Here is a 24,032-nt window from a genome sequence, read left to right on the forward strand (position 1 = left end):
CCGGCGGGCACGGCGGCCTGCTCATCGAACCGGCGAAGGAGGCCCCGGGCGTCCCCGCCGCCCCGCCGTCCGTCGTCCGGGCCGTCGCCCGCGGCCGGCGCCGCAACGCCTCCCGCCGCCGCCTGGTCATCCTGACGCTGGCGGTGCTCGTCGTCGCCGGGTTCGCCGTGACCCTGATGGCCGGGCAGACCTTCTACCCGCCCGGCGACGTGCTCCGCGTGATCCTCGGCGAGCAGGTCCCGGGGGCGTCCTTCACGGTCGGACGGCTCCGGCTGCCGCGGGCCGTCCTCGCCGTGATCGCGGGATTCAGCTTCGGCCTGGCCGGCGTCACCTTCCAGACGATGCTCCGCAACCCGCTGGCCAGCCCGGACATCATCGGCATCAGCTCGGGGGCGAGCGCCGCCGCGGCCGTCGCGATCGTGTCGCTGTCCCTCGGCGGTACGCAGGTGTCGGTCCTCGCCATCGTCTCCGCCCTCGCCGTCGCCCTGCTGGTGTACACCCTGGCGTTCCGGGACGGCGTCGCCGGCACGCGGCTGATCCTGATCGGCATCGGGATCTCCGCGATCCTGGACAGCATCACCGCCTACGTCCTGTCGCAGGCCGCCGAATGGGACCTCCAGGAGGCCACGCGCTGGCTGACCGGCAGCCTCAACGGCACGACCTGGGAGCAGGTCCTGCCCGCCCTCGTCGCGCTGGCCGTCCTCACCCCCGTCCTGCTGTCCCGGGCGCGCAACCTGTCGGCGATGCAGCTCGGCGACGACACCGCCTCCGCCCTCGGGGTCCGCGTCGAACGCACCCGGGTCACCGTGATCGTCGCCGCCGTCGGCCTGATCGCCTTCGCCACGGCGGCGGCCGGGCCGATCGCGTTCGTGGCGTTCCTGTCCGGCCCCATCGCGGCCCGGCTCCTCGGCGCGGGCGGCTCGCTGCTCGTGCCCGCCGGCCTCGTCGGCGCCCTCCTGGTCCTCGTCGCCGACTTCACCGGCCAGTTCGCCTTCGACACCCGCTACCCGGTCGGCGTCGTCACCGGCGTCCTCGGGGCGCCGTACCTCGTCTACCTGATCGTCCGCACCCATCGGGCCGGAGGCTCACTATGACCGCGTCCCACTCCCTCGCGGCCGAGGGCGTCACGCTCGGCTACGGCGACCGCGTCGTCGTCGAGTCGCTCGACCTGGTCGTGCCGCCCGGCGAGATCACGGTCATCGTCGGCGCGAACGCCTGCGGGAAGTCGACGCTCCTGCGCTCCCTGTCGCGGCTGCTCGCCCCCCGCGAGGGCCGGGTCGTCCTGGACGGCAAGGAGGTGCACCGTATGCCCGCCAAGAAGCTGGCCCGCACGCTCGGGCTGCTGCCTCAGTCGCCGGTCGCGCCCGAGGGCATCACCGTGCTCGACCTCGTCGGCCGTGGCCGCCACCCCCACCAGGGGATCTTCTCGCGCTGGAACGACAAGGACGACGCCGCGGTGGCGGCCGCCCTGGAGGCCACCCGGACGACGGACCTCGCCGGCCGCGCCGTGGACGAACTGTCCGGCGGGCAGCGTCAGCGGGTCTGGATCGCCATGGCGCTGGCCCAGCAGACCGACCTGCTCCTCCTCGACGAGCCCACCACCTTCCTCGACGCCAGCCACCAGATCGAGGTCCTGGACCTGCTGACCGACCTGAACCGCACCCGCGGCACCACCATCGTGATGGTCCTGCACGACCTCAACCTCGCCGCCCGCTACGCCGATCACCTCATCGCCCTCGCCGACGGCCGCCTGCACGCCTCCGGCACCCCGGCCGAAGTCCTCACCGAGGACAACGTCCGCACGGTCTTCGGCCTCGACAGCCGCATCATCGAAGACCCCGTCTCCGGCCGCCCGCTGATGCTCCCCATCGGCCGCCACCATGTCCGTCCCCAGGCAGCCGCCTCGTCCCCGGACCCAGTGCCCGAGACATCGCGCTGAGCGGGGACCGTCAGGTGCGGGGCAGGTCGGGCCCCGATCCGTCGCGGCCGGACAGCAGCGCGTTCAGGCCGCCCCGGGCGTCCTCCATGACGACCGCCTCCGCCGCCGCCGAGTCGCCGGCGCGCAGCGCGCGGACCAGCGCACGGTGGCTGGCGTAGCGGTCGAGACCGAAGTTCGGGTCCTGGGCGACGCGTTCGAGACGCCGGGCCCGGGTCTCGGAGCGGGAGAACACCCGGCTCTGGTCGAGCAGACGCACCAGGACCGGATTGCCGGCACAGGCGCTGACGGCGTCGTTGAACCGCTCCATCGTGTCCAGGAGCTGGTTGACGTGCCGGGTCACCGGGGCGCCTTGCGCATGGCGCTGCTTGATGAGGATCAGCAGGTCGTCGGCCTCGTCGAGGATGGCGTCGAGATTGTCGAGCTGCTCGGGCGTGACGTGGCGGGCCGCGAACCGGGCGACCATGCCGCGCAGGGCGATCTCGACTTCGGCGAGGTCCTGCAGCGCGGTGTCGCCGATGGTCGAGACCTTGACCGTGCGGGGCCCGGTGCGTTCGAGAAGGCCCTCGTGTTCGAGCCGCCTGATCGCCTCACGCACCGGTGTCGGGCTGACGGCGAGCCGTTCGGCCAGCCCGCGCTCGGTCACCTTCTGCCCCGGCCGGAGCTCGCCGGTGACGATGGCGGCCCTTACCGACCGGTAGGCCTGGTCGGCGAGGGTGTCGGTGCTGAGCGTCGCGAGGGATTCGGTGGCCACAGCCGTAGCATAGCCGCCCACCATGGCAGCGTCATAGGCAATGCTTGACTGACTTGCTATAGCAAAAGTAGCGTGTGGTGCCACGCCCTCGACGCTCCAGGAAGGACATGGTGTCTCGCGTCCTGATCACCACCGACTATCTGCGGCCGGATGACGAGGTCGATCACTACCTGCGCCGGCACGGACACGAAACCGTGCACCTGCCGATGCGCGGGCGGCGCGACCCGGAAGAGCTGGCAGCCGCGCTGCGTGACGTCCACGCGGCTCTGGTCGCGAACGAGCCGATGACGGCCGACGTGCTCGCGCGGGCGACGTCGTTGCGCGTGATCGTACGCACCGGGGCCGGGTACGACTCCATCGACACCGATGCCGCCGCACGGCTGGGCATCACGGTCAGCAACCTCCCGGGCATCAACGCCAACGCGGTGGCGGAGTACACGATGGGGCTGCTCCTCGCCGCCGCCCGCCGCCTGGTCCAGAGCGCCGCGGGCGTCGCCGCCGGCGAGTGGCCGCGCCAGGACGGGCGCGAGCTGCGGGGCGCGACGCTCGGCCTGATCGGGTACGGCGCCGTCGCGCGGGCGGTCGTCCCGCTCGCGCGGGCGTTCGGCATGTCGGTGCTGTGCAGGACGAGCGTGCCCGCCGGCGAGCGGTCCGAGGAGCCGGTCCGCTTCGTCGAGCTCGACGAGCTCCTGGCCGCCTCCGACTACGTCTCCGTCCACACGGCGCTCACCGAGCGGACCCGCGGCCTGCTCGACGCCGCGGCGTTCCGGCTTATGAAGCCGGGCGCCGTGCTCGTGAACACCGCGCGCGGGCCGATCGTGGACGAACAGGCGCTCGTGGATGCCGTGCGCTCCGGTGTGATCGCCGGCGCGGCGTTGGACGTCGTGTGCGTCGAGCCGCTGCCCGCGGACAGCCCGCTGCGCGGCGTGGACGGGATCGTGGTGTACTCCCACCTGGCGGGCCAGTCGGCCGAGGCCCGCCGGGCCGCGGGGCTGGAGGGCGCCGCCGAGCTCGTGGCCGCGCTCAAGGGCGCGCCCCGGTTCGCGGTCACCCGTCCGGAAGCGGCGCGGACCGCGGCGGTGCGGGCATGAGCAGCACGAGCACGGGGTACCGGATCGCGGTCATCCCGGGCGACGGGATCGGGACCGAGGTCATCCCGGCCGCGCTGACGGTGCTCAAGGCGCTGGCCGATCGCTTCGGCTTCTCGCTCCACTTCGACCACTTCGACTGGTCCTGCCGGCGCTACCTGGAGACCGGCCGGATGATGCCCGGGAACGGGCTCGACATGATCTCCGGCCACGACGCGATCCTGCTGGGCGCCGTCGGATGGCCCGGTGTGCCGGACCACGTGTCGCTCTGGGGGCTGCTCATCCCGATTCGGCGGGGGTTCCGGCAATACGTCAACCTCCGGCCGATCAAGGTCATGGAGGGGCTGCCGGGGCCGCTGCGCGGCTCCGAGGGGGTCGACTTCGTCGTCGTACGGGAGAACGTCGAGGGCGAGTACAGCGAGATCGGCGGCCGGCTCAACCGCGGGTTTCCCGATGAGATGGCGGTGCAGGAAGCCGTCTTCACCCGCCCCGGGGTCACGCGCATCGTGGACTACGCGTTCAAGCTGGCCGCCACGCGACGGGGCCGGCTGACCTCGGCGACCAAGTCGAACGGCATCGTGCACACGATGCCGTTCTGGGACGAGATCGTCCGCGAACGCGCCGCCGAGCACCCCGGTGTGGACTGGTGGCAGGAGCACATCGACGCCCTGGCCGCCAAGCTGGTCCTGACGCCCGGCGCGTACGACGTCATCGTCGGGTCCAACCTGTTCGGGGACATCCTCAGCGACCTGGCGGCCGCGATAGCGGGCGGCATCGGCATCGCCCCCTCCGCGAACATCAACCCGGAGCGGACGTTCCCGTCGATGTTCGAGCCCGTGCACGGCTCCGCTCCGGACATCGCGGGCCGGGGGATCGCCAACCCGGCCGGGGCGCTCTGGTCCGCCTCGCTGATGCTCGACCACCTCGGCCAGGCGGACGCCGCACGCGCCCTTCTGACCGGCATCGAGCGGACCCTGTCCGACCGTACGGTCCGTACCCCCGACCTCGGCGGCACCGCGACCACGCAGGAGATGACCGAGGCGGTCCTCGCGGCCCTGCCGGCGTGAGGCCGGCAGGCCGGGCGATCCGACCCCTCCCGTCGCAGAAAGAAGCGAACCATGGACAACACACCGGCCGGCTCCGTCCGGATCATGACGCCCGTCGGCATGCTCGGCGCCGGATGGGACGAGGCGACGATCGAGCGCGGGCTGGCCCTCGGCATCGACGTGATCACGGTGGACGGCGGGTCCACCGACTCCGGTCCGTACTACCTCGGGTCGGCGACGGCGAAGACGCCCGCGAAGGCCGTGGCCCGCGACCTGCGCAGCCTGCTCAGGGCGGCGGCCCGCGCGGACGCGCCTTTGATCATCGGCTCGTGCGGCACCAGCGGCACCGACAGCGGCGTGGACTGGGTCGCCGGCATGGTCGGCGAGATCATGGCGGAGGAGGGCCTGGACCTCAAGGTCGCGCGGATCTACAGCGAGCAGGACCCGGCCGACCTCAAGGAGCACCTCGACGCCGGCCGGATCCACCCGCTGCCGCCCATGGGCGAGCTCCGGGCCGAGACGCTGGAGAGCTGCACCCACATCGTCGGGATGATGGGACACGAGCCGATCGTCCAGGCGCTTGAGGCGGGCGCCCAGGTCGTGCTCGCGGGCCGCGCCACCGACACGGCGGTGGCGGCGGCGTACCCGCTGATGAAGGGGATGCCGGCCGGGCCGAGCTGGCACGCCGCCAAGATCGTCGAGTGCGGCGGCCAGTGCACCACGGACCCACGCGCGGGCGGGGTGTACACCACGATCGACGCGCGCGGGTTCACGATCGAGCCGCTCGACCCGGGCAACGCGTGCACGCCGTACACCGTCGCCGCCCACATGCTCTACGAGACGGTCAACCCGTTCGAGATGCGCGAGCCCGCCGGCACCCTGGACGTGCGCGAGGCGACGTACGTCGCCGTGGACGACCGCAGGGTCCGGGTGGAGGGATCGCGGTTCCACGTCGCCGACCGGCACACGATCAAGCTGGAGGGGGCCAGGGTCACGGGCTACGAGACCATGTCCTTCACCGCCGTCCGCGATCCGCTCATTCTCGCCGGCATCGAGTCCTGGGCGGATCTGCTGCGCACGCATCTGCGGCGGCGGGTGGGGCAGACCCTGGGGCTCGCGGACGACGAGTACGCCTTCGACCTGCGCCTCTACGGCCACAACGCGGTGCTGGACGACCTAGAGCCCGACGCCGGCCCGCCGCGCGAGGTGGGCGTGATGCTCCTCGTCAACGCCCCGGACCAGGCCACGGCCACGGCGGTGGCGAAGCTCGCCAACCCGCTGATGCTGCATCTGCCGATGCCCGAGATGCACTACCTGCCCAGCTTCGCGTTCCCGTTCTCGCCGGCGGAGGTCGAGCGGGGCCCGGCCTACGAGTTCGTGCTCAACCACGTCGTGGAGAGCATCACGCCCACCGGCATGTTCCGGATCGAGTACGGAGACAACCACCATGGCTGACACCACTCCCGCGGCGCCTCCGAGCACCGTCGGTGACCTCGCGCTGGAGGTCCGGTCCAAGAACGCCGGCCCCTTCTGGGTGACGATGGAGCTGTTCATGCGGGACGCGGACGGCTACCGGATCGTGGCGGACGAGACGTTCATCAACGAGCATGTGATCGCCGAGCTCTACCGCATCGACGCCGCCACCATCCAGTTGTTCCGGATCCCGTCGCTCAACGTCGTCAAGATCTCCTTCCCGCGGCCCGTCTCACAGGGGTCGCTGCGGGACCGCGACATGCACGCCGGCCAGCACCACGTCCCCCTCGCCCTGCTCCCCCTGCCGGGCACGACTCCGGGCGTGCGTCATGGCTGACGCCGACACAGCCGACGCCCACACAGCCGACGCCCACACAGCCGACGCCGACATCATCGTCGTCGGTGCCGGCCTCGCCGGCCTGGTGGCGGCCGCCGAGGCCGCCGACGCCGGCCGCTCGGTCGTCCTGGTGGAGCAGGAGGGCGAGCAGTCGCTCGGGGGGCAGGCGTTCTGGAGCCTGGGCGGGCTCTTCTTCGTGGACAGCCCCGAGCAGCGCCGGATGGGCATCAGGGACTCGCGCGAGCTGGCCTGGCAGGACTGGCTCGGCAGCGCGCAGTTCGACCGCGAGGAGGACCGCTGGCCCCGGGCGTGGGCCGAGGCGTACGTCGACTTCGCGGCCGGCGAGAAGCGCGCCTGGCTCCGGGGGATGGGGCACCGGGTCTTCCCGCTGGTGGGCTGGGCCGAGCGCGGCGACGGCCGCGCCGACGGCCACGGCAACTCCGTCCCGCGCTTCCACATCACGTGGGGGACCGGACCCGGTGTGGTCGCGCCCTTCGAGCGCCGCGTACGCGCCCATGCCGACCGCGGCCGGCTCCGCTTCGCCTTCCGCCACCGGGTCGATGGTCTCGTCATCGAGGGCGGCGCGGTGGCCGGGGTGCGCGGACGGGTGCTTGAGCCGACGTCCGCGGACCGTGGCCGCCCGACGTCGCGCACCGCCATCGGCGACTTCGAGCTGCGCGCCCAGGCCGTGATCGTCACCAGCGGCGGCATCGGCGGCGATCTCGACCTGGTCCGCAAGGTCTGGCCGGCCCGGCTCGGGCCGCCGCCGCGGACGATGGTGGCCGGGGTACCGGCGCACGTGGACGGCCGGATGCTGGGGATCGCCGAGGCGGCCGGCGCTCGGGTCATCAACCCCGACCGGATGTGGCACTACGTCGAGGGCCTGCGCAACTGGGACCCGATTTGGGACGACCACGGCATCCGCATCCTCCCCGGCCCCTCGTCGCTCTGGCTCGACGCCACGGGCAAGCGGCTGCCCGCACCGTGCTTCCCGGGCTTCGACACCTTGGGAACTCTCCGCCACCTGCGGCAGACGGGCTACGACTACTCGTGGTTCGTGCTCACCCAGAAGATCATCGAAAAGGAGTTCGCGCTCTCCGGATCGGAGCAGAATCCCGACCTCACCGGCAAGGACATCAGGCTCGTCCTGTCGCGCGTCAGGGGCGGGGCGCCGGCCCCGGTGGAGGCGTTCAAGCGGCACGGCGCCGACTTCGTCGTCGCCGAGAATCTCACCGAGCTGGTCGCGGGCATGAACAAGCTCGCCGACCCGGACGCGCCGCCGATCGAGGAGGCGACGCTCCGGTCCCTCATCGAGGCGCGCGACCGTGAGATCGACAACGCGTTCACCAAGGACGCCCAGGTTACCGCGATCCGGGGCGCGCGCAACTACCGCGGCGACAAGCTGAGCCGGGTGGCGGCGCCGCACAAGCTGCTCGACCCGAAGGCCGGGCCGCTGATCGCCGTCCGGCTGCACATCCTGTCGCGCAAGACGCTCGGCGGTCTCGAATCCGACCTTGACGGCCGATGCCTGCGCGCCGACGGCACCCCCTTCCCGGGGCTCTACGCCGCGGGCGAGGTCAACGGGTTCGGCGGCGGCGGGATGATGGGCTACAACGCCCTTGAGGGCACGTTCCTCGGGGGCTGCCTCTTCTCCGGCCGCGTGGCCGGCCGCGCGGCGGCCCGCGCCATCGGCTGACCCTCAGGCGGCCCATCGGCGGCGATGGGCCGCCTCGTGCGCCCTCACGCCGTTACACAGCGCCACAGCGGCTCCACCTTCTGTCGCCACCGCCGCCGCAGCCGCACCCCCGAAAGTTCCATGGCAAAAGGACTCTGCAACTATTGACAGTTTTGCAATAGCATTCACAAGATAGCGGGTATCACAGTGAGTCGACCGTGACCGACTGTCTGCACGGCCCTCCGAGTCCGACCCGGCGACCTCGCCGTCGAAAACCCGAGGAACACCATGAGAAGGACCGCGTTTCTGCCCCTCGCGTTCGCCTGCGCCCTGACTCTCGCGGCGTGCGGCAGCTCGGCCGGTGACACCGCCGCCACGACGCCCGCGGCGACGGCGGACGTCGGGCGGCCCTCGGCGGTCACCCCCGTGGACGCCGCCACCCTCAAGGCGGCGCGCGAGGAGGGAGAGGTCCTGATCTACACCAACAGCGAAGAGCAGCAGATGGCGCCGCTGGTGAAGGCGTTCGAGAAGGCACACCCCGGCATCACGGTCCGGAGCCTTTCGCTCGGCAACCGGGAGATGTTCCAGCGGTATGAGACCGAGGTGGCATCAGGGGGCACGTCGGCCGACGCGATCATGAGCAGCGACGCGGTGAGCTGGCTGTCCTTCATCCGGAACGGCAACGTCGAGAACTACACCGACCCGAACACGCCGAACCTGCCCGAGCACGCCCTGCTGGGCCCGGGCGTCTACTCCCTGTCGGTGGATCCGGTCGTCGCGGTGTTCAACAAGGCGTTGCTCCCCGAGTCGAAGCAGCCCACCACGTTGGTGGAGCTGGCGGCGATGGCCCGGCAGCTCGACGGGAAGATCGCGACGACCGACATCAGCAACGTCATCCAGTTCGGGGCCACCAGCGCGTACCTCGACAAGTACGGCGAGGCCGGGTGGGCCACGCTGGAGAAGATCGGCGCTCACGCCGCCGTGGAGTCGGACAACGGCCCGCTGGTCACCAAGCTCGCCCAGGGCCAGTACGCCGCGGAGTTCTTCGTCGCCGGCACCGTCCGGGCGTTCATCACCGGTGACGTCGCCAAGGTGGTCAACTACAGCTACCTCAAGGACGGGACCCCCTTGCTGCCGCGCGGCATCGGGGTGACCGCCGAGGCCGCGCACCCGAACGCGGCCAAGGTCTTCGTCAACTGGCTGCTGTCGGTCGAGGGCCAGGAGGCCGCGTGCCAGGGCGGTTTCACGCCCTACCGCGACGGGGTCAGGTGCGATTTCGGCCTGCCCCAGATCAAGGCCGCGGTCGGCGAGGAGAACCTCACCATCGGAACGTTCTCCCCCAAGCTCGCCGAAGAGCGCGACCAGATCGTCGCCCGCTTCAACAGGGCCTTCCGCCGATGACGGTCACGGCAGAGCCGAGGCCCGGAGCGGCGGCTCCGGGGTCGGGCCGCACCCGCCGGCCGCGGCGCCGGTTCGTGCCGGCGACCGCCGGTCACTACCTGATCTGGATCGTGACCCTGGTCGTGGTCGTCGGCCCCGTGGTCCCGATCACCCTGGCGTCGTTCTGGTCGACTCCGCTCTACCGATCCGGCGGTCACCTCACGCTCGGCAACTTCCGCGACCTCCTGACGGACCCGGCCTGGTGGAGCGCGGTGGGTAACAGCGCCGCCTTCGCCGCCCTCACGACGGTGTCGTCCGTGCTGTTCGGCGTGGGCGCGGCCGTGCTCCTGACCCGTACGAACGTGCCGTTCCGCCGGCTGTTCGCCGGTGTCCTCATCCTTCCGGTCATGCTGCCCGGACTCGTGCTCATCGTCGGCTGGATGGCGATGTGGGCGCCGTCCGGATACGTCAGCTCCTGGCTTGAGATCAACACGGTGCTCTGGTTCCCGGTCGATCTGTACACCCTGCCGGGCATGGCGCTGGTGGCGACCACCGTCGCCGCGCCGACCGTGTTCCTCTTCTGCCGCACCACCGTGCTCGCCATCGACCCCGCGCTGGAGGACGCGGCGCGCAGCGCCGGCGCGCACCCGCTGCGGGCGCTGGTCTCGGTGACCGTGCCCCTGCTGCGGCCGGCCGTCCTCAACTCCGCGCTCCTGGTCTTCGCGGTCTCCTTCGAGGTGCTGGGCCTGCCGCTGATCCTGGGGTTCTCCAACGACATCACGTTCGTGTCGACCTATCTGTACGACAACTGGATCAACGCGGCGCCGCCGAACCAGGGGCTCGTGTCCGCCGGCGCGGTCTTCCTCCTCCTGTGCGTCTCCGGGCTTCTCGTCCTCCGCAACCGGCTCGTCGGAGACGTCTCCCGGTACACGACGGTCACCGGGAAGGCCACCGGGACGCGGGTGGTGGACCTCGGGCCCGTCCGCTGGCCGCTGGCGGCCGTGTTCGCCACCGTGCTGGGGGTGCTCGTCGTCGTCCCGCTGGCCGGTGTCGTCATGTCGGCCTTCACCAGCATCCTCACCCCGTACATCACGCCGTGGTCGGTGCTGACCACCGCGAACTTCGCGGCCATCGCCGGCAATCCGATCTGGTCGGAGTCGATCGTGAACAGCCTGCTCATCGCCGGTGTGGGCGGGCTGCTGGCGACGGCGGCCATCGCCGTCGTCTCGGTGGTCGCCCACCGCTCGGCCTTCCGGTTCCGCGGATCGCTGCAGCAGGCGGTGGTGTGGCCGCGGATGATGCCCGGACTGGTGACCGGCATGGCGTTCTTCTGGTCGTTCGCGATCCTCGACCCGAGCGGCGCCGTCCGCGGCAGCCTGTGGGGGATCGGGCTCGCGTTCGCCGTACGCAGCCTCGCGCTCGGCTACGGCGTGTTCTACCCGGCGCTGGCCGCGATCGGGGAGGACCTCGACCGCGCCGCCCGTACGTCCGGGGCCACCTGGTGGCAGGCCTCGGTGAGCGTCGTGCTCCGCCTGAGCGCCCCGGCCATGGCCGCGTGCTTCGTCCTGCTGTTCGTGTCGATGCTCAACGACGCCGACCCCGCCGTTTTCCTGGTCACCGACCGGACACCGGTCATGGGTCTGACCATGTTGCAACTCGCGGCGACGAGCACCGGCGGCGCCGTGGCCGCCTTCGGGGTGATCCAGATGGTCATCACCCTCGCGGTGCTCGCTGCCGGACGAATCTTCCTGGGGGTGCGGGCGCATGCCTGATCTGACACTGACCAAGGTCGCCAAGAGCTTCGGTGTCAACGTGGTGCTCCACGACCTCGACCTGCACGTACGCGACGGCGAGCTGTTCACGCTGCTCGGTCCCAGCGGTTGCGGCAAGTCGACGACCCTGTGGTCGATCGCCGGTCTGCACTCGCCTGACCGAGGGACCATCGCCTTCGGTGACCGGGTGGTGTTCGACGGCGGCCGGATCGACGTGGCGCCCGAGCGCCGCAACTGCGGCGTGGTGTTCCAGTCCTACGCCGTCTGGCCGCACCTGTCGGTGCACGACAACGTCGCGTACCCGCTCAAACTGCGCAAGGAGAGGCGCCCGGCCCGCGCGGCCCGGGTCCGGGAGGTGCTTGAGCTCGTGGAGCTGGCGCACCTGGAGCACCGCTACCCGCACGAGCTCAGCGGCGGGCAGCAGCAGCGGGTGGCGCTGGCCCGCGCGCTGGCGTACCCGCCCGACCTGCTGCTGCTGGACGAGCCGTTCTCCAACCTGGACGCCAAGCTGCGGGAGCGCGCCCGGGAGTGGCTGCGCGCGCTGCAGCAGCGGATCGGCGTCACCACCGTCTTCGTGACCCACGACCAGGACGAGGCGCTCTCGATGAGCGACCGGATCATGGTCATGGACCAGGGCCGGGTCCGGCAGGTCGGCACCCCGGAGGAGATCTACCAGGAGCCGGCCGATGTGTTCGTCGCCGACTTCGTGGGGACCGTGAACGTGCTCCCGGGGCGCGCGGCGCCGGGCGCGAACGGCACCGCGCAGGTGTGGCTGGACGGCCTGGGCCTGCCGCTCGTCGTTCCCGCCGGCGCGGGCCTCGATGGCGACGTGCGGCTCACCGTGCGCCCGGAGCGCATCGTGGTGCACCCGTCGAGCGGCGCTCCCGCGGACGCGGTCAATGTGGTGACGGTCAAGGTCCGCTCGCGGGCCTTCCTCGGCGACCACTACCGATACGTGGCGGACCTCGGGGAGCGTGAGCTGGTGGTCCGGACGCTGGCGCCCGTCGATCACGGCTCCGAGCTGATCGTCGAGCTCCCGCCGGACGCGATCCGCGTCTTCGGACCCGCCTGACCCGCCCCCGAAACCCGGGAGCACCGGCCGGACATGAACATCAGAGACAGCAGAGACATCACAGACCGCATAGACCCGCAGGTACGGGCCCGCCTCGACCGGTATCTCCGCATCGTGGGCCCCCAAGGGCTGAGCGGCATCGAGAACATCGCGGAGCGACGGCGGAGGCAGGCCGAACTCGCCGCCCTCCGTTCGAGAGCCGCCGCACCGCGCGGCGTCGAGGTCCGCGACCACTCGATCCCGGTGGGCACCGGCCCGCATCCGGCCGTCCGGGTGCGGGTTTACCGGCCCCCGGGCGGCCCGGCACCCGCGCCGTGCGTCTGCTACATCCACGGCGGCGGGATGGTCGCCGGGAGCGTTGACGGTGACGACGCCAAGGCCGCCGAGCTCGCCCGAGAGACCGGCTGCGTCGTGGTGTCGGTGGAGTACCGTCTCGCGCCCGAGAACCCGTATCCCGCCGCGGTGGACGACTGCTTCACCGCTCTCCGCTGGACAGCGGAGAGCCACCGGGAACTACGGATCGATCCTGACCGCATCGCGCTCTACGGACCGAGCGCGGGCGGCTGCCTGGCGGCGGCCACCACCCTGCTCGCCCGCGACCGCGGCGGCCCCGAGATCGCCTACCTGATGCTCGTCTCCCCCATGCTGGACGACCGTTCCGCCACACCCTCCACCCTCACCAACACCGGGTTCGGAGCCTGGAGCCGCGAGGCCAACCTCCGGTCCTGGCAGGCGTTCCTGGGCGAGGACTTCGGCACCGACCGGGTGTCGCCCTACGCGGCGCCGGCGCGCGCCGGCGACCTCACCGGGTTTCCGCCCGCGTACGTGGACGTCGGCGACCTCGACCTGTTCCGGGACGAGGCCATGGACTTCGCGCGAAGACTCATGTGGGCCGGGGTTCCCGTCGAACTGCACGTCTATCCCGGCGGCATCCACGGAGGAGAGAGTCTCGCGCCCGAAGCCGAGCTGAGCGTACGGGTCCGCTCATACCGGCACAGCGCCCTCCGCAGGGCGCTGTGCGCGAACGCCGGTTGACATCAATGCTGTAGCAAATACCATGCTGCCCATGGCCCGGCTTCCTCAGCTCTCGGCACCGGTGACTCTCGGGGACCAGGCGTACGCCGCCATCCGCGAGGCCATAGTCACCGGCTCCCTGAAGCGCGGGGAGAAGGTGACGGAGCGCGGCCTGGCGGAACTGCTCACCATCAGCGCGACCCCCGTCCGCGAGGCACTGCGGCGACTGGAGCAGGATCGGCTGGTGGAACGGACGGGCCCCAGGTCCGTCCGCATCGCGCAGTTCGGCAAGGAGGAGCTGCGCGAGTTCACCATGATCGAGGATGCGCTCCGGGCGCTCGCCGCCCGGCTGGCCGCGGAGAAATCGACGGCCGCGCAGCGGCGCGAGATGTGCGCGTGCCTGGACGAGGCGGACGCGCTGCGCGGCGAACTGCGCGAGGTCGCCCCAGGGACCGACAGAGAGCGGGACCTGGTGATCGGAATCCAGAGCCTGATGCGGCGTTTCCACTCGCTCGTGGACGAGGCGAGCGGCAACGCGACTCTGATGCAGATGCTGCGCACCGTTGACGCCTTCGGTGCGGCGGAGCGGCACGACAGCCTCCTGTCGGAGGTGCGGGGCGAACACCGGACGATCGTCGATGAGCGATACCGGCAGCACCGCGCCATCTACGACGCCATCGCCGCCGGCAACGGAGAACGGGCCGAAGAACTGATGAGGGCCCACAGTCACAGCTCGAACACCTCCCGGATCGCAAGCCGCTTCCCCGACTGACCACGCCGCAGATCCCGCGAGCGCTCGATGACCCTGACTCCGGTCACCGCCCGCGGGCCGGTTCGGCGGCCGGCTCCTCGCTCCTGCTCAGGGCGTCGGCCAGGAACCGGGTGACGGCGGGCAGTGTCGCGGCGGTGTCGTGTCCGCCGCCGGGGATGACGGCCTGTGTCCAGGGGACGCCGTGGGCGGTGAAGGAGTCGGCGAGGCGGTCGAGCCGTTCGCGGCGGGTGGTTCCCGGTTGACGGCCGCCGTCGTCGGAGACGACGGTGAGGTCGGCGATCCCGTCGTCCTCGGCGCCGATGGTGAGCAGGACGGGGACGCGGGCGATGGCCCTGGGATCGACCTCGATGCCGAAGCGGGACCTGGTGTCGGCGACGCCGGTGAACCAGGGAAGGGTGTCGTCGAGGAGGGTGACGCGGCCGGGGGCGCTGATCGCGACCGCGGCGAGCCGTCCGGGGTGCAGGTAGAGGAACCTGTGGGCGAACTGGCCGCCGCCGGAGTGGCCGTAGAGCATGATCCGGTCGACGCGGGCGTTCCAGCGGTGGCCGACCTGCTCGACGATGTCGAGCAGCACCAGGTCGTAGCGCACGCCGTGGCCGTCGAGGAACTTGTAGGCGTGGACGTCGTCGGGGTCGCCGATGCCGGCGGGGAACAGCGGCGCGACCACGATGACGCCGTGCTCGTCGGCGAAGGGGACGAGGGCTTCGCGTAGCTGTTCCGGTCGCCGGCCGGTGCCGTGGACGGCGACCAGGACCGGCAGTTTCGTCTCCGGCGCCCACTGGGCGGGGACGTACAGGCAGTAGGAGCAGCGCTGTTCGGAGGGAGCGGCGAAGAACATCGTCCGGCCGGTGAGCAGGCGGCGTCCGGGGTGGCCGGCGGGCAGGTCCGCGACGCGGATCACCGGGCACGCTCCAGCGCGGTGCGCATGAGGGCCCCGGCGTTCTGCGAACGGATCTCCTCGGTCATCGTGGGAATCTCCATCACTTCCTCCCCTGTGGACGGTGTGCGGCCCGGCGGGTGAGCACAGACGGGGCCCGGCTGCCGTGCCGCTCCGGTAGCGGCCCGTACGTCGCTCGTCGCATGCCCGACTCCTTGCAATTTGCTATAGCCGACCTGGCCGCAGACCACTTCCCTTCGACGAGGCAGCGGGACTCAGGGACGCGGCGCTTTCACCTGTCGCGCGACTTCGGCGACCTTCTCACCGCGGGCCTGCACGCCGCCCTGCACCGCGGCACGCAGCCGCGCACCCGATCGGCCAAACCGGCAGCCACCACACCGGCCAAGGAGTCCAATGGCACGCGGCCACCATATGCCATAGCAAAAATCGGGCACAAGGGATGGGCGTCAATGTCGGTGATGCCTGGTCGCGCCGGCGCAGGCCCGTGCCGGCGAGCTTGGCCTCGTCCCGGAAGGTGAGCACCCCGACCGCCTCCACCAGGTCGGCGCGGTCGAGCGGCATCGCCCCGCGCGCCCGCCCGGCGGCCGGCTCGGCGACCGCGCCCGGAGCCGGCGGCGACACCCGCAGGTAGTCGCGCGTGCTCGACCGGGCACCCAGTGCTCCGACCGGAAATGATCACCGGCTTGCGTGACACTTCAACTGGACATCCCCGCCGGTCGTCGTGCCGCGCGCCCGGGAAGACCGGTCGGTCCGGGCCGCCGCACGGTCGCCGCGCCACGTCCGCCGCATCCACTCGGCCCACTCCTGCGGCTCGGCCCCGCCGGCCTCCCGCCGCCCCGGCCCAGATCGGGCCTGACGCCACCGCTCCTTGGCGCGCTCCCTGGCGGGCGCGGTCGCCGCCGCGCGGCCGGAGGCGGGCGGCAGGGCCCGCCGCGTATGGGGGCGCAGGTTTTACCTTCGGGTCGGTCACCTTTCCTGATCACGGTACGTCACCAAGATGACGGGCGACTACCAGGGACGATCACATGAGGTGAGCATAATGTCGGAAACATACGTCTTGCGCCGTCCGACGTACCGGCCGGGCGAGGTCGATGGGGGCGCGGTGGCGCGGTCGCTGCTGCATCTGGACTCCAGCGCCAGTCGTTCCCGCGACTCGGTCAGCAGGCAGTTGACCGGGCTGTTCGCCGACACCTGGCGCGGGCGGCGCGGCGATGACCGCTACGACTACCGGTATCGCGACCTGGCCGCGGACCCGGTGCCGCTGATATCCCCCGGCTTCGTCTCCCTCGGCCGGCGGGCGCAGCGGCACGGTCCCGTCCCACTGGCCGTGGTGCCGTCGCTGGTGAGGGGGGACGACGAGGCGCGGGAGTGGGGCCTGACCCTGCCGCTGATCAACGAGCTGCTCGCCGCCGACACCGTGCTGCTCGGCGTCCCGATGTACAACTTCACGGTGCCCGCCGCGCTCAAGGCGTGGATCGACCGGATCACCTTCCCCGGCGCGTTCACCGATCCCGGCACCGGGCAGAGCCTGCTGGAGCGTACGAAGGTGGTGGTGGTCGAGGCCCGCGGCGGCTGCTACCGGCCCGGCACCCCCAGGGAGGGGTTCGAGTTCCAGGCGCGCTACCTGCGGGCCTACTTCACCGATCTGGGGGTGCGCGAGGAAAACCTGCACTTCGTGTGCGCCGAGATGACCAGGGCGGCCGACAATCCCGCGCTGGCCCGCTTCCGGTCGATGGGGGCGAGCTCGCTCGCCGCGGCCAGGTCGGCGGTCACCGCGCTGGCCGCGCGCCTCCCGGACGGCGAGGCGTGACGGGACGACGGCGTGCGTGTCACCTTTACCGCCCGCCGTTCGTCATATATGTGAGCCGTATAAAACGTCGCGCCGCCGGAGGAATTCGTTCGTTCGTCAGTTGATGCCGTGCCGCTGCTCGACCACGGCTCGGTAATTTCTCGTGATGCCCGCAATCGCGCCGGCTTTGTTCTCGTCGCGGCCGACGGCAATGGCGCGTTCCGCGTCGTCCATATCGCGGTTGGCATGGACGATTGCCGTGGTGGCGGGGCGGCGCGCCGCCTCGTAACGTCGCAGGGCGGCCGGGGTGTCGCCCGGGGCCGCCAGTTCGGCGGCGAGGACGGCGGCGTCCAGAATGGCCTGCGAGGCGCCGTTGGCGCCGATCGGGTACATCAGGTGGGCGCCATCGCCCAGCAGGGTGACCCGGCCGCGGCCCCAGGAGGGCAGGGGGTCGCGGTCGACCATCGGTGTGGATGGAGTACTGCGGGCAGGGGTGCCCGGCCGCGATCCCCCGGGGCTCGGCCCACAGCACCCGGCCGCGGTAGTCGAGGTAGCGGTGCTCGCGCGTGGGGATGCCGGTGGCCGCGATCGCCTCGCCCAGCCCGAGGGCGGTCAGCTCGGCGATGGCGGCGGGCTGGATGTTGATCCCCACCCCGAGCGGCCGGATCTCGTCGGCGGCCTCCAGCACGATGGCGCCGATGCCACGGGCGTGCAGGGCGAGGGCCGCGGTGAGGCCCCCGATGCCCGCGCCGGCGATCACGATGTCAGCGGTGTTGTCGGTGCTCATGGAGGGTGTGCTCCCTGCGCGTCTGGGGGCGGGCCGCCGGCCGCGCGGTGCCCCGCCGGCGTGCGGCCGGCGGGGCGGATGCCGTGGCGGTCAGGCGTGGTGGACGGATGCGACGGAGTACACGCCGGGGCCGGGGGTGCCCAGCTCGGCGACCTTCTTGGCGAACGCCTGAGCCTCGGGGTCGCCCATCACGGCCTGGAGGTCCTCCGGGCTGCGCCACTGGGCGTAGTTGATGACCCGCTTGCCGTCCTTGCCGGCGAGGATGTTGACCGAGATGAAGCCCGGCCGCTGCCGCATCACCTTTTCCGTGCCCTCGTTCAGGACGGCGATGAGCTCCTGCTGCCTCTCCGGGTCGACGTCGATGACATTGATGAAAGTGACGAGCTGGTCGTCGGCGCGAATCACGGTTTCACTCATGGGCCCAACATTAACGAGAATAGATGCGATAAACCAGTTTTTTAGTTGGTCGCACACCCTGTCAGTTGCACACCCCATGCCTTTACTTTGCATGTCGGAGCGTGCCGTTGAATATGCTTGAAGAGGACGATTCGGACGAGTGCCGAATCGTCCTTCCCGCTTTGTTCCCGGCGGCGGTCAGCCGCCGTTCATGCCGAATCCCTCGTGGTCGGCCGCGGCCACCTCGGCCAGCTTCTCGCGGTAGGACCGCAGCCCCGCGAAGTAGAACATCGCCCGGGCCGTTCTGGGTGAGCACGGACTCGGCGTGGAACTGCAGGGAGGAGAACCACGGGCCGTGCAGCGCGTGCACCTCGCCGGTCGCCGGGTCGCGGCAGATCCTCACGGCGCCGACGCCGCCGATCTCGGCGCCGTCCAGCTCGGAGCGGGCCGCGAAGGTGTTGTAGAACCCGACGCGCTCGCGCACGCCGAACAGGTCGATCTCCTTCTGCAGGCCCTGGTTGGGCACGTCCTTGCGGCGCATCCGGAACCCGAGCCTGACGCACAGGACCTGGTGGCTCAGGCAGACCGCGAGGAACGGCCGGCGTTCGGCCAGCAGGGCATCCACGGCCGCGCGCAGGTAGGCGATCCTGGGGTGCCGGGCGTCGCGAGGATCGCCGGGTCCCGGTCCGAGCACGACGAGGTCGTAGCCGTCGAAGGAGACGGCCTCGCCGTACCTGCGCACGGTCACGGACATGTCCAGCGCGCGCAGTTGGTGGTCGAGCCTCGAGGTGAAGGTGTCCTCGGCGTCGATGATCAGCGTCTCGCGGCCGGCCAGCCGGGGGAGGCCGGCGTACGCCCGGTGGCCGAGCCCAGCCAGAAGCCGGCGATGGTGGCGTTGCGCCGCTCCAGCGCGTCGCGCACCTCGGGGTGCGCGTCGAGCCGCCCGGCCTCGCCGGTTCTCAGGGCCGAGAGCAGCCCTGCCGCCTTCGCGCTGGTCTCGGCGACCTCCGAGAGCGGGTCGGAGTGGCGTACGAGCGTGGCGCCGACGCCGATCCTGGCCCGGCCCGCGCTGTCGATGTCGGCGGTGCGGATGAGGATGGAGGAGTCGAGCGTCCACCCGCCGGAGGCGTCGCGCCCGATGAGGGCGGCGACCCCGCTGTAGTAGCCGCGGCCCTGCGGTTCGTGCCGCCCGATGACCCGGCAGGCGCTCTCCAGCGGGCTGCCGGTGACGGTCGGCGCGAACATCGTCTCGCGCAGGATGTCGCGAACGTCCCAGCGGCTGTCGCCCTCGATGAAGTACTCCGTGTGCGCGAGCCGCGCCATCTGCTTCAGCCGCGGTCCCACCACCCGTACGCCGGGCTCGCAGATCCGCGTCATCATCTTCAGCTCCTCGTCCAGGACCATGTAGAGCTCCTCCGACTCCTTGCGGTCGGCGAGGAAGCGCATGACGTCGCGCACGGTGGGGCCGGACGGCGGGTAGCGGTAGGTGCCGCTGATCGGGTTCATCGTGACGATGCCGCCGTGCAGCGTGATGTGCCGTTCAGGGGAGGCGCCGACGAAGGTCCGCGTCCCGGTGTGCACGACGAAGGTCCAGTACGCGCCCGACTCGATCTGGAGCAGCCGCCGGAAGAAGGCCAGGGCGCTGCGCGGCGTGTAGCCGCCGATGTCGACGACGAACGACCGCTTGATGACGAAGTTCGCGCCCTTGCCCTCGCCGATCGCCTCCTTGACCACCCTGCGCACGGTCTCCGCGTAGTCGTCGTCGGCGACGTCGAAGTGCCCCTCCGACACGGCGATGGGGATGTCGGGAATCCGGGTCAGCGCCTCGGCGACCGGCACCGCACACTGCCCGGTCACGGTCATCGCGATCAGCGGCGCGCCGTCGCCGGCGCAGGAGAAGCCCCGTTCGCGGATCTGCCGGTACGGGATGATCGCCAGCACCTCGTGGCGCGGCGCCGAGCCGGCCTCGACCCCGGCCGCGAGCCCGGTGCTCCATGATGTCGCTGGCGGCCATGTAGCAGGTGAGGATGCGCAGCGGGTCGGGCCGCCTGCTGTCGGCCGTCGGCTCCGGGCCGTTCACCAGGTGCCCGCGGTACGCCGGCAGGGTGAGGTCGCCGACCTCCTCCACCGGGCTGGAGCGCGGCTTGGCGAACTGCCCGCCGATCCGCCCGGCCCGGACCACCGGCCTGTGGCCGATCATCTTCAGCGCGCCGGCCATGACGTCCAGGGCGGCCGTCTTGCGGCTGACGTGTTCCGCGGTGCACTCCTCCGGGTCCTCCGCGCAGTCGCCGGCCTGTACGACCAGGGACCTGCCCTCGGCGACCTCGGCGAGGGCAGCACGCAGGGTCCGTACGTCCGCCGCCCGTACCAGCGGGGGACGCGAGGCCGGCACCTCCCTGACGCGCTGGACTTGCGAGACATCGCTCCACTCCGGCTGCTGCGGCGCCGTACTCAGCCGGATGCCGGTCATGGTGTCGTCCACGGGTCTCCATTGCTCGAAGGGACGTGCGACATTGCGGGCGGCCTCGCCCTGGTCTAGGTGGGAATCCCTTCGCGCCTGACCTCGGGAACGGGGATGCCGAGCGCGCGGAGCTGCTCGAACGGGTTCATGAACTCCCGCTGCTGCCTGATCTTCCCGTTCTCCAGCAGGAAGGAGTGGAGGAAGTGGTTGCTGTAGTGGCCCTCGGGATATCCGGGGAAGCGGATGGCGCCCTCGCCGTCGCACTCCACCCAGAAGAAGTTCGGGTCCTGCGTCTCGAAGATCTGGATGTTCTTCCAGACCCAGTCGGGAAAGCACCGCAGCGACCAGACCGCGTGCTCGGCCAGGCGGTCCCGGCCGTGGATGGCGATCGGCCGGCCCGTGTCGTTCGTCCAAAGGCCGCCGACGCCGTCCTCGGTGAACAGCAGGTGCCGGCGCAGGCGATCCCGCCCCCGCGTGTTCACGTATTTTTCCACGGTCGTTCGGTTGATTTTACGGAGCTCGGCTTCCGCCTCATTTCGGGAAGGGTACGTGGTGTGCGCCATGATGATCCTCCGCCAATTTGTTCTTTCGCGAGGATATTCCACGCGCCCCGAAACGGAAAGAATGTGCAACTGCGATGACCGTGGCATGGATGTTCGAATCAGGTCATGTCGCCTGATCCGCGTGACGCGGCACCATGTTCGCCAGCTTCTTCCAGTCCTCGCAGCGCTTGAGCACGATGGCGCGAATGAGCGGCACGCAATGCGGCGGAATCGCCTCGGCGATCTGCTCCCATTGCGACTGATCCATTTCCGTGGCCAGCAGAATCCGCAGCAGCGTCCGCCTTGATTCGGTCGCGCGCATGGAGGGGTCGCGCGCGAGTTTGCGCACCGCCGAGGCGGTCTCGACGGCCGTCGCCCGCTCGCTCCGCGGCCGGCCGGGACGGCCCCGCGTGGGCGAGGGCGGCGCCGCGCCGGCGACGTCCGGCGGCTCGCCCTCCTGGCCCGGCGACGGCGTGGCGACGGCGGCGGGCCCGTTCCGCGCGCCCTGCAGCCGCTGGGGGATCGGATCTTGGCCGCGGCTGAGGCGATCGCGCACGTCACGTACGGTTCCCACGGAAAGGCCCGTTCGCCGCGACAGCTCCCGCAGCGAGATCTCGGAGTTGGCCATCAGCAGCGCGGCCGCGCTGCGGCGGCCCTCGATGCTGCTGACCGGCCGCACCTTGCCGTCCCTGCCGATGCGGGAGTTCGGCGGCGCGGTCTCCCTGCCCGCCCGGCGGCGCAGGTCGCCCACGGTGTAGGCGCTCAGCCCGGTACGCGCGGCGATGGCGCGGTCCGACCAGTGGGGATGGGAGCCGAGAATGCGCCGCACGGCGGCTTTGCGCTCATCCAGCGTGAGCGGCAGACCGTGCCTGACGTTGAGCTGCACGGAAAGGACGAACGCGTCCGCCTCACTGCCGTCGAAGAACTGCACCGGAATCTCGGTGCGGCCCCTGACGGCCGCGGCGCGCAACCGGTGGGCGCCGTCGATCACCCGCATGGTGGGACGATGCACGAGAAGCGGGTCGTCGCCGCCGCCGGTCTCGACGAGCAGGCGAACGTGCGCGGGGTCCTCCCCCCTTTGCCGCGGCGAGAACGACGGCCGCAGGTCCGCTATCGGGACGATCTGTTTCGGCAGATCCCTGAGCAGGTCGGACACCTCTAGGGGGACGTCGGCCTTGTGGCTGATCTCGGCAACGTGAAGTGTCACTGCTGAACCTTCCCTACGAAGGATGGGGAGCAAGGGTGATTGCTTCACTGGAGCGCAACCGCGCATCGGCTCGCCTGTCGCGTCACACGGCCGTTCCGCGGTGTGAGATGTGCGGTGTGAAATGTACTGCCAGGAACGGGCGCCGGGACGAGAGGCGCCCGCGTGATTGCTCATCGGGCCGAGCTGCGGAAGGCCCGCCAGGGCGCGCCGCGCCGGGGACCGGGGTGAAACGCCTGTCTCAGGCTGAGATGTGACCGCAGCGGCGCCGGACTTGTCAATACCCCCGAATATTCACCCCCCGGGAATTCGGCGGCGCCGCGCACGGGCGGCACGGCCGGGCCGGCGCGGGCGGTGCGGTTGACCGGCAATGGCGGGTCGATTCGCCCAGACGGGCGAATTATCGTGATATCAAGGCCGTTCGGGTCGTCAGCCGGTGATGATCCGCGGTGATCCCCGCGGCTGCGGCCGACACGGCCCCGTCGCGTCGCTGTCGCGCGCCGCGGTCATTAGGATTTCGACAAGCACATCGCGCCCCAGTGGGTAACACGGAGGTGGTACTGTCAAGGCGGCAATAGTGTACATATCAAACGTCCTTCGACCGCTCTGCCTGTAAGTCCGCGAAGGTCGCCTCGGTCACCTGGTTAGCCCCGCTCTAGCCGACCTCGCGCCGTTCATCTCGTCCACTGATATGACGAACCGCGACGACGAAAGGTGACCGATGGACACGACTTTGGCCGAGCTGGCCGAGCACTTCGATAAGTCCCGCAACCATCTCAGAGCGGTCGCGTTCCGCATACTCGGCTCCGCGGACGAGGCCGACGACGCGGTGCAGGACGCCTGGCTACGCGCCTGCCGCGGCGGCGCCGACGGCGTGGCCGACATGACGGCGTGGCTGACCACGATCGTCGCGCGCATCTGCCTCGACATGCTGCGCTCGCGGCGGCGCCGCCGCGAGGAGTTCACCGACATGTCCGACCTGGATGCGATCATCGCCCATGACGATCCGGGACCGGAGGAGGAGGCGGTGCGCGCCAACTCCGTCGGCCTCGCCCTGCTGGTGGTCCTCGACACGCTCGGGCCCGCCGAGCGGATCGCCTACGTGCTGCACGACCTGTTCGCGGTTCCGTTCGACGCGATCGCCGAGATCCTGCAGCGCACCCCCGCCGCCGCCAAGAAGCTGGCCAGCCGCGCCCGGCACCGGGTCCACGGCACCGCCGCCGTTCCCGCCGCCGACCTCGCCAGGCAGCGGCGGGTGGTCGAGGCGTTCCTCGCCGCCTCGCGCGCGGGCGACCTCCCCGCGCTGCTCGCCGTGCTGGCCCCCGACGTCGTACGGCATGCCGACGCCGCCGCGCTGCGCAGGCCCGCCCGCACCGAGCTCCGCGGCGCCCACGACGTCGCGCGGGAGACCCTCAGCAACGCCGCGCGCGCCTTCTACGCCCGGCCCATCCTGGTCGACGGCGCCATGGGCGTCGTCGTGGCCCCGGAGGGACGGCTGCGGCTCGTCCTGCGCATGACCATCGACGGCGACCGCATCACCGCCATCGACGTCGTCGCCGACCCCGGCCGCCTGCGCGCGCTGCACCTCGCCCTGGCCGACCCCGCGCCCGCGCCCTGACCGGCGGGAGGCACACGC

General features: G+C 71.3%; 22 protein-coding genes and 2 pseudogenes. 14 read left to right on the plus strand and 10 right to left on the minus strand.

Annotated features, from left to right (window positions below):
• Window positions 1-23 precede the first annotated feature (23 nt).
• Together HNP84_RS10350 and HNP84_RS10355 are read left to right on the plus strand one after the other, a co-directional pair.
• Complete coding sequence (locus HNP84_RS10350; protein WP_185049727.1) at window positions 24-1,094, plus strand: FecCD family ABC transporter permease; 1,071 nt, start codon at window positions 24-26, stop codon at window positions 1,092-1,094.
• On the plus strand, window positions 1,091-1,939 hold the full coding sequence (locus HNP84_RS10355) for an ABC transporter ATP-binding protein (RefSeq protein WP_185049320.1): 849 nt from the start codon (window positions 1,091-1,093) through the stop codon (window positions 1,937-1,939). Before HNP84_RS10350 ends, HNP84_RS10355 begins: the two co-directional genes overlap by 4 nt.
• A 10-nt stretch (window positions 1,940-1,949) precedes the next feature.
• Here HNP84_RS10355 and HNP84_RS10360 read toward each other — a convergent pair whose 3' ends face one another.
• Entirely contained in the window at window positions 1,950-2,690 is a 741-nt protein-coding gene (locus HNP84_RS10360; RefSeq protein WP_185049322.1) for a GntR family transcriptional regulator, read from the minus strand.
• A gap of 107 nt (window positions 2,691-2,797) precedes the next feature.
• Here HNP84_RS10360 and HNP84_RS10365 point away from each other — a divergent pair, with 107 nt between their 5' ends.
• The 10 genes from HNP84_RS10365 (at window position 2,798) to HNP84_RS10410 (ending at window position 14,319) form a co-directional block, all read left to right on the plus strand.
• Entirely contained in the window at window positions 2,798-3,781 is a 984-nt protein-coding gene (locus HNP84_RS10365; protein ID WP_221336111.1) for a phosphoglycerate dehydrogenase, read from the plus strand.
• Window positions 3,778-4,845, plus strand: coding sequence for a tartrate dehydrogenase (locus HNP84_RS10370; protein ID WP_185049324.1), 1,068 nt, complete (start codon window positions 3,778-3,780; stop codon window positions 4,843-4,845). The genes HNP84_RS10365 and HNP84_RS10370 overlap by 4 nt, the downstream gene beginning before the upstream one ends.
• A gap of 51 nt (window positions 4,846-4,896) precedes the next feature.
• Complete coding sequence (locus tag HNP84_RS10375) at window positions 4,897-6,279, plus strand: acyclic terpene utilization AtuA family protein (RefSeq protein WP_185049326.1); 1,383 nt, start codon at window positions 4,897-4,899, stop codon at window positions 6,277-6,279.
• Window positions 6,272-6,634: a DUF4387 domain-containing protein gene (locus tag HNP84_RS10380; protein ID WP_185049329.1), complete on the plus strand. Its 363-nt coding sequence runs from the start codon at window positions 6,272-6,274 to the stop codon at window positions 6,632-6,634. Before HNP84_RS10375 ends, HNP84_RS10380 begins: the two co-directional genes overlap by 8 nt.
• Window positions 6,627-8,330: an FAD-binding dehydrogenase gene (locus HNP84_RS10385; protein WP_185049331.1), complete on the plus strand. Its 1,704-nt coding sequence runs from the start codon at window positions 6,627-6,629 to the stop codon at window positions 8,328-8,330. The genes HNP84_RS10380 and HNP84_RS10385 overlap by 8 nt, the downstream gene beginning before the upstream one ends.
• A 267-nt stretch (window positions 8,331-8,597) precedes the next feature.
• Window positions 8,598-9,710 carry an ABC transporter substrate-binding protein gene (locus HNP84_RS10390; protein ID WP_185049333.1) on the plus strand — a complete coding sequence of 371 codons (1,113 nt, stop codon included), beginning with the start codon at window positions 8,598-8,600 and terminating at the stop codon, window positions 9,708-9,710.
• Window positions 9,707-11,461 carry an ABC transporter permease gene (locus tag HNP84_RS10395; RefSeq protein WP_185049335.1) on the plus strand — a complete coding sequence of 585 codons (1,755 nt, stop codon included), beginning with the start codon at window positions 9,707-9,709 and terminating at the stop codon, window positions 11,459-11,461. Before HNP84_RS10390 ends, HNP84_RS10395 begins: the two co-directional genes overlap by 4 nt.
• Window positions 11,454-12,533 carry an ABC transporter ATP-binding protein gene (locus tag HNP84_RS10400; RefSeq protein WP_185049337.1) on the plus strand — a complete coding sequence of 360 codons (1,080 nt, stop codon included), beginning with the start codon at window positions 11,454-11,456 and terminating at the stop codon, window positions 12,531-12,533. The genes HNP84_RS10395 and HNP84_RS10400 overlap by 8 nt, the downstream gene beginning before the upstream one ends.
• Before the next feature lie 33 nt (window positions 12,534-12,566).
• Window positions 12,567-13,568, plus strand: coding sequence for an alpha/beta hydrolase (locus tag HNP84_RS10405; RefSeq protein ID WP_185049339.1), 1,002 nt, complete (start codon window positions 12,567-12,569; stop codon window positions 13,566-13,568).
• A 31-nt stretch (window positions 13,569-13,599) separates the two neighbouring features.
• Window positions 13,600-14,319, plus strand: a complete 720-nt coding sequence (locus tag HNP84_RS10410; protein WP_185049341.1) for a GntR family transcriptional regulator — start codon at window positions 13,600-13,602, stop codon at window positions 14,317-14,319.
• Window positions 14,320-14,362: 43 nt separating this feature from the next.
• Here HNP84_RS10410 and HNP84_RS10415 read toward each other — a convergent pair whose 3' ends face one another.
• Window positions 14,363-15,220, minus strand: coding sequence for an alpha/beta hydrolase family protein (locus tag HNP84_RS10415; RefSeq protein ID WP_185049343.1), 858 nt, complete (start codon window positions 15,218-15,220; stop codon window positions 14,363-14,365).
• Between the two features lie 1,036 nt (window positions 15,221-16,256).
• On the opposite strand from HNP84_RS10415, the gene HNP84_RS10420 reads away from it, so the two are divergent.
• Window positions 16,257-17,027, plus strand: a complete 771-nt coding sequence (locus tag HNP84_RS10420; protein WP_185049351.1) for an NAD(P)H-dependent oxidoreductase — start codon at window positions 16,257-16,259, stop codon at window positions 17,025-17,027.
• A gap of 96 nt (window positions 17,028-17,123) precedes the next feature.
• Here HNP84_RS10420 and HNP84_RS54830 read toward each other — a convergent pair whose 3' ends face one another.
• From HNP84_RS54830 to HNP84_RS10450, 8 genes and pseudogenes are all read right to left on the minus strand, one after another.
• Window positions 17,124-17,471 (minus strand): FAD-dependent monooxygenase, encoded by a 348-nt coding sequence (locus HNP84_RS54830; protein WP_281396083.1) that lies wholly within the window; start codon window positions 17,469-17,471, stop codon window positions 17,124-17,126.
• Window positions 17,472-17,628: 157 nt separating this feature from the next.
• Window positions 17,629-17,793: pseudogene (locus HNP84_RS54835) on the minus strand (FAD-binding protein); the annotation flags it as partial.
• A gap of 90 nt (window positions 17,794-17,883) precedes the next feature.
• Entirely contained in the window at window positions 17,884-18,210 is a 327-nt protein-coding gene (locus HNP84_RS10430; protein ID WP_185049353.1) for an antibiotic biosynthesis monooxygenase family protein, read from the minus strand.
• Window positions 18,211-18,292: 82 nt separating this feature from the next.
• Complete coding sequence (locus tag HNP84_RS54840) at window positions 18,293-19,066, minus strand: aminodeoxychorismate/anthranilate synthase component II (RefSeq protein WP_376771864.1); 774 nt, start codon at window positions 19,064-19,066, stop codon at window positions 18,293-18,295.
• Window positions 19,003-20,130: a chorismate-binding protein gene (locus HNP84_RS10435; protein WP_312924308.1), complete on the minus strand. Its 1,128-nt coding sequence runs from the start codon at window positions 20,128-20,130 to the stop codon at window positions 19,003-19,005. Before HNP84_RS10435 ends, HNP84_RS54840 begins: the two co-directional genes overlap by 64 nt.
• Window positions 20,131-20,239: 109 nt before the next feature.
• Window positions 20,240-20,659, minus strand: a pseudogene (locus tag HNP84_RS10440) (3-deoxy-7-phosphoheptulonate synthase); the annotation flags it as partial.
• 65 nt (window positions 20,660-20,724) lie between these two features.
• On the minus strand, window positions 20,725-21,213 hold the full coding sequence (locus tag HNP84_RS10445; RefSeq protein ID WP_185049355.1) for a PhzA/PhzB family protein: 489 nt from the start codon (window positions 21,211-21,213) through the stop codon (window positions 20,725-20,727).
• A gap of 103 nt (window positions 21,214-21,316) precedes the next feature.
• Window positions 21,317-22,348 carry a winged helix-turn-helix transcriptional regulator gene (locus HNP84_RS10450; protein WP_312924310.1) on the minus strand — a complete coding sequence of 344 codons (1,032 nt, stop codon included), beginning with the start codon at window positions 22,346-22,348 and terminating at the stop codon, window positions 21,317-21,319.
• A gap of 769 nt (window positions 22,349-23,117) precedes the next feature.
• Between HNP84_RS10450 and HNP84_RS10455 the strand changes: the two genes are divergently transcribed.
• Window positions 23,118-24,014, plus strand: coding sequence for a sigma-70 family RNA polymerase sigma factor (locus tag HNP84_RS10455; RefSeq protein WP_185049357.1), 897 nt, complete (start codon window positions 23,118-23,120; stop codon window positions 24,012-24,014).
• The last annotated feature ends 18 nt before the right edge of the window (window positions 24,015-24,032 follow it).

It is taken from the genome of Thermocatellispora tengchongensis (assembly GCF_014202315.1).
GTDB classification, from domain to species: Bacteria; Actinomycetota; Actinomycetes; order Streptosporangiales; family Streptosporangiaceae; genus Thermocatellispora; species Thermocatellispora tengchongensis.

Coding starts and splice junctions, on each gene's coding strand:
- HNP84_RS10355 (WP_185049320.1), top strand. CDS start 1,091: ATGACCGCGTCCCACTCCCTCGCGGCCGAGGGCGTCACGCTCGGCTAC.
- HNP84_RS10365 (WP_221336111.1), top strand. CDS start 2,798: ATGGTGTCTCGCGTCCTGATCACCACCGACTATCTGCGGCCGGATGAC.
- HNP84_RS10370 (WP_185049324.1), top strand. CDS start 3,778: ATGAGCAGCACGAGCACGGGGTACCGGATCGCGGTCATCCCGGGCGAC.
- HNP84_RS10375 (WP_185049326.1), top strand. CDS start 4,897: ATGGACAACACACCGGCCGGCTCCGTCCGGATCATGACGCCCGTCGGC.
- HNP84_RS10380 (WP_185049329.1), top strand. CDS start 6,272: ATGGCTGACACCACTCCCGCGGCGCCTCCGAGCACCGTCGGTGACCTC.
- HNP84_RS10385 (WP_185049331.1), top strand. CDS start 6,627: ATGGCTGACGCCGACACAGCCGACGCCCACACAGCCGACGCCCACACA.
- HNP84_RS10390 (WP_185049333.1), top strand. CDS start 8,598: ATGAGAAGGACCGCGTTTCTGCCCCTCGCGTTCGCCTGCGCCCTGACT.
- HNP84_RS10395 (WP_185049335.1), top strand. CDS start 9,707: ATGACGGTCACGGCAGAGCCGAGGCCCGGAGCGGCGGCTCCGGGGTCG.
- HNP84_RS10400 (WP_185049337.1), top strand. CDS start 11,454: ATGCCTGATCTGACACTGACCAAGGTCGCCAAGAGCTTCGGTGTCAAC.
- HNP84_RS10405 (WP_185049339.1), top strand. CDS start 12,567: ATGAACATCAGAGACAGCAGAGACATCACAGACCGCATAGACCCGCAG.
- HNP84_RS10410 (WP_185049341.1), top strand. CDS start 13,600: ATGGCCCGGCTTCCTCAGCTCTCGGCACCGGTGACTCTCGGGGACCAG.
- HNP84_RS10420 (WP_185049351.1), top strand. CDS start 16,257: ATGTCGGAAACATACGTCTTGCGCCGTCCGACGTACCGGCCGGGCGAG.
- HNP84_RS54830 (WP_281396083.1), bottom strand. CDS start 17,471: ATGGTCGACCGCGACCCCCTGCCCTCCTGGGGCCGCGGCCGGGTCACC.
- HNP84_RS10430 (WP_185049353.1), bottom strand. CDS start 18,210: ATGAGTGAAACCGTGATTCGCGCCGACGACCAGCTCGTCACTTTCATC.
- HNP84_RS10445 (WP_185049355.1), bottom strand. CDS start 21,213: ATGGCGCACACCACGTACCCTTCCCGAAATGAGGCGGAAGCCGAGCTC.
- HNP84_RS10455 (WP_185049357.1), top strand. CDS start 23,118: ATGGACACGACTTTGGCCGAGCTGGCCGAGCACTTCGATAAGTCCCGC.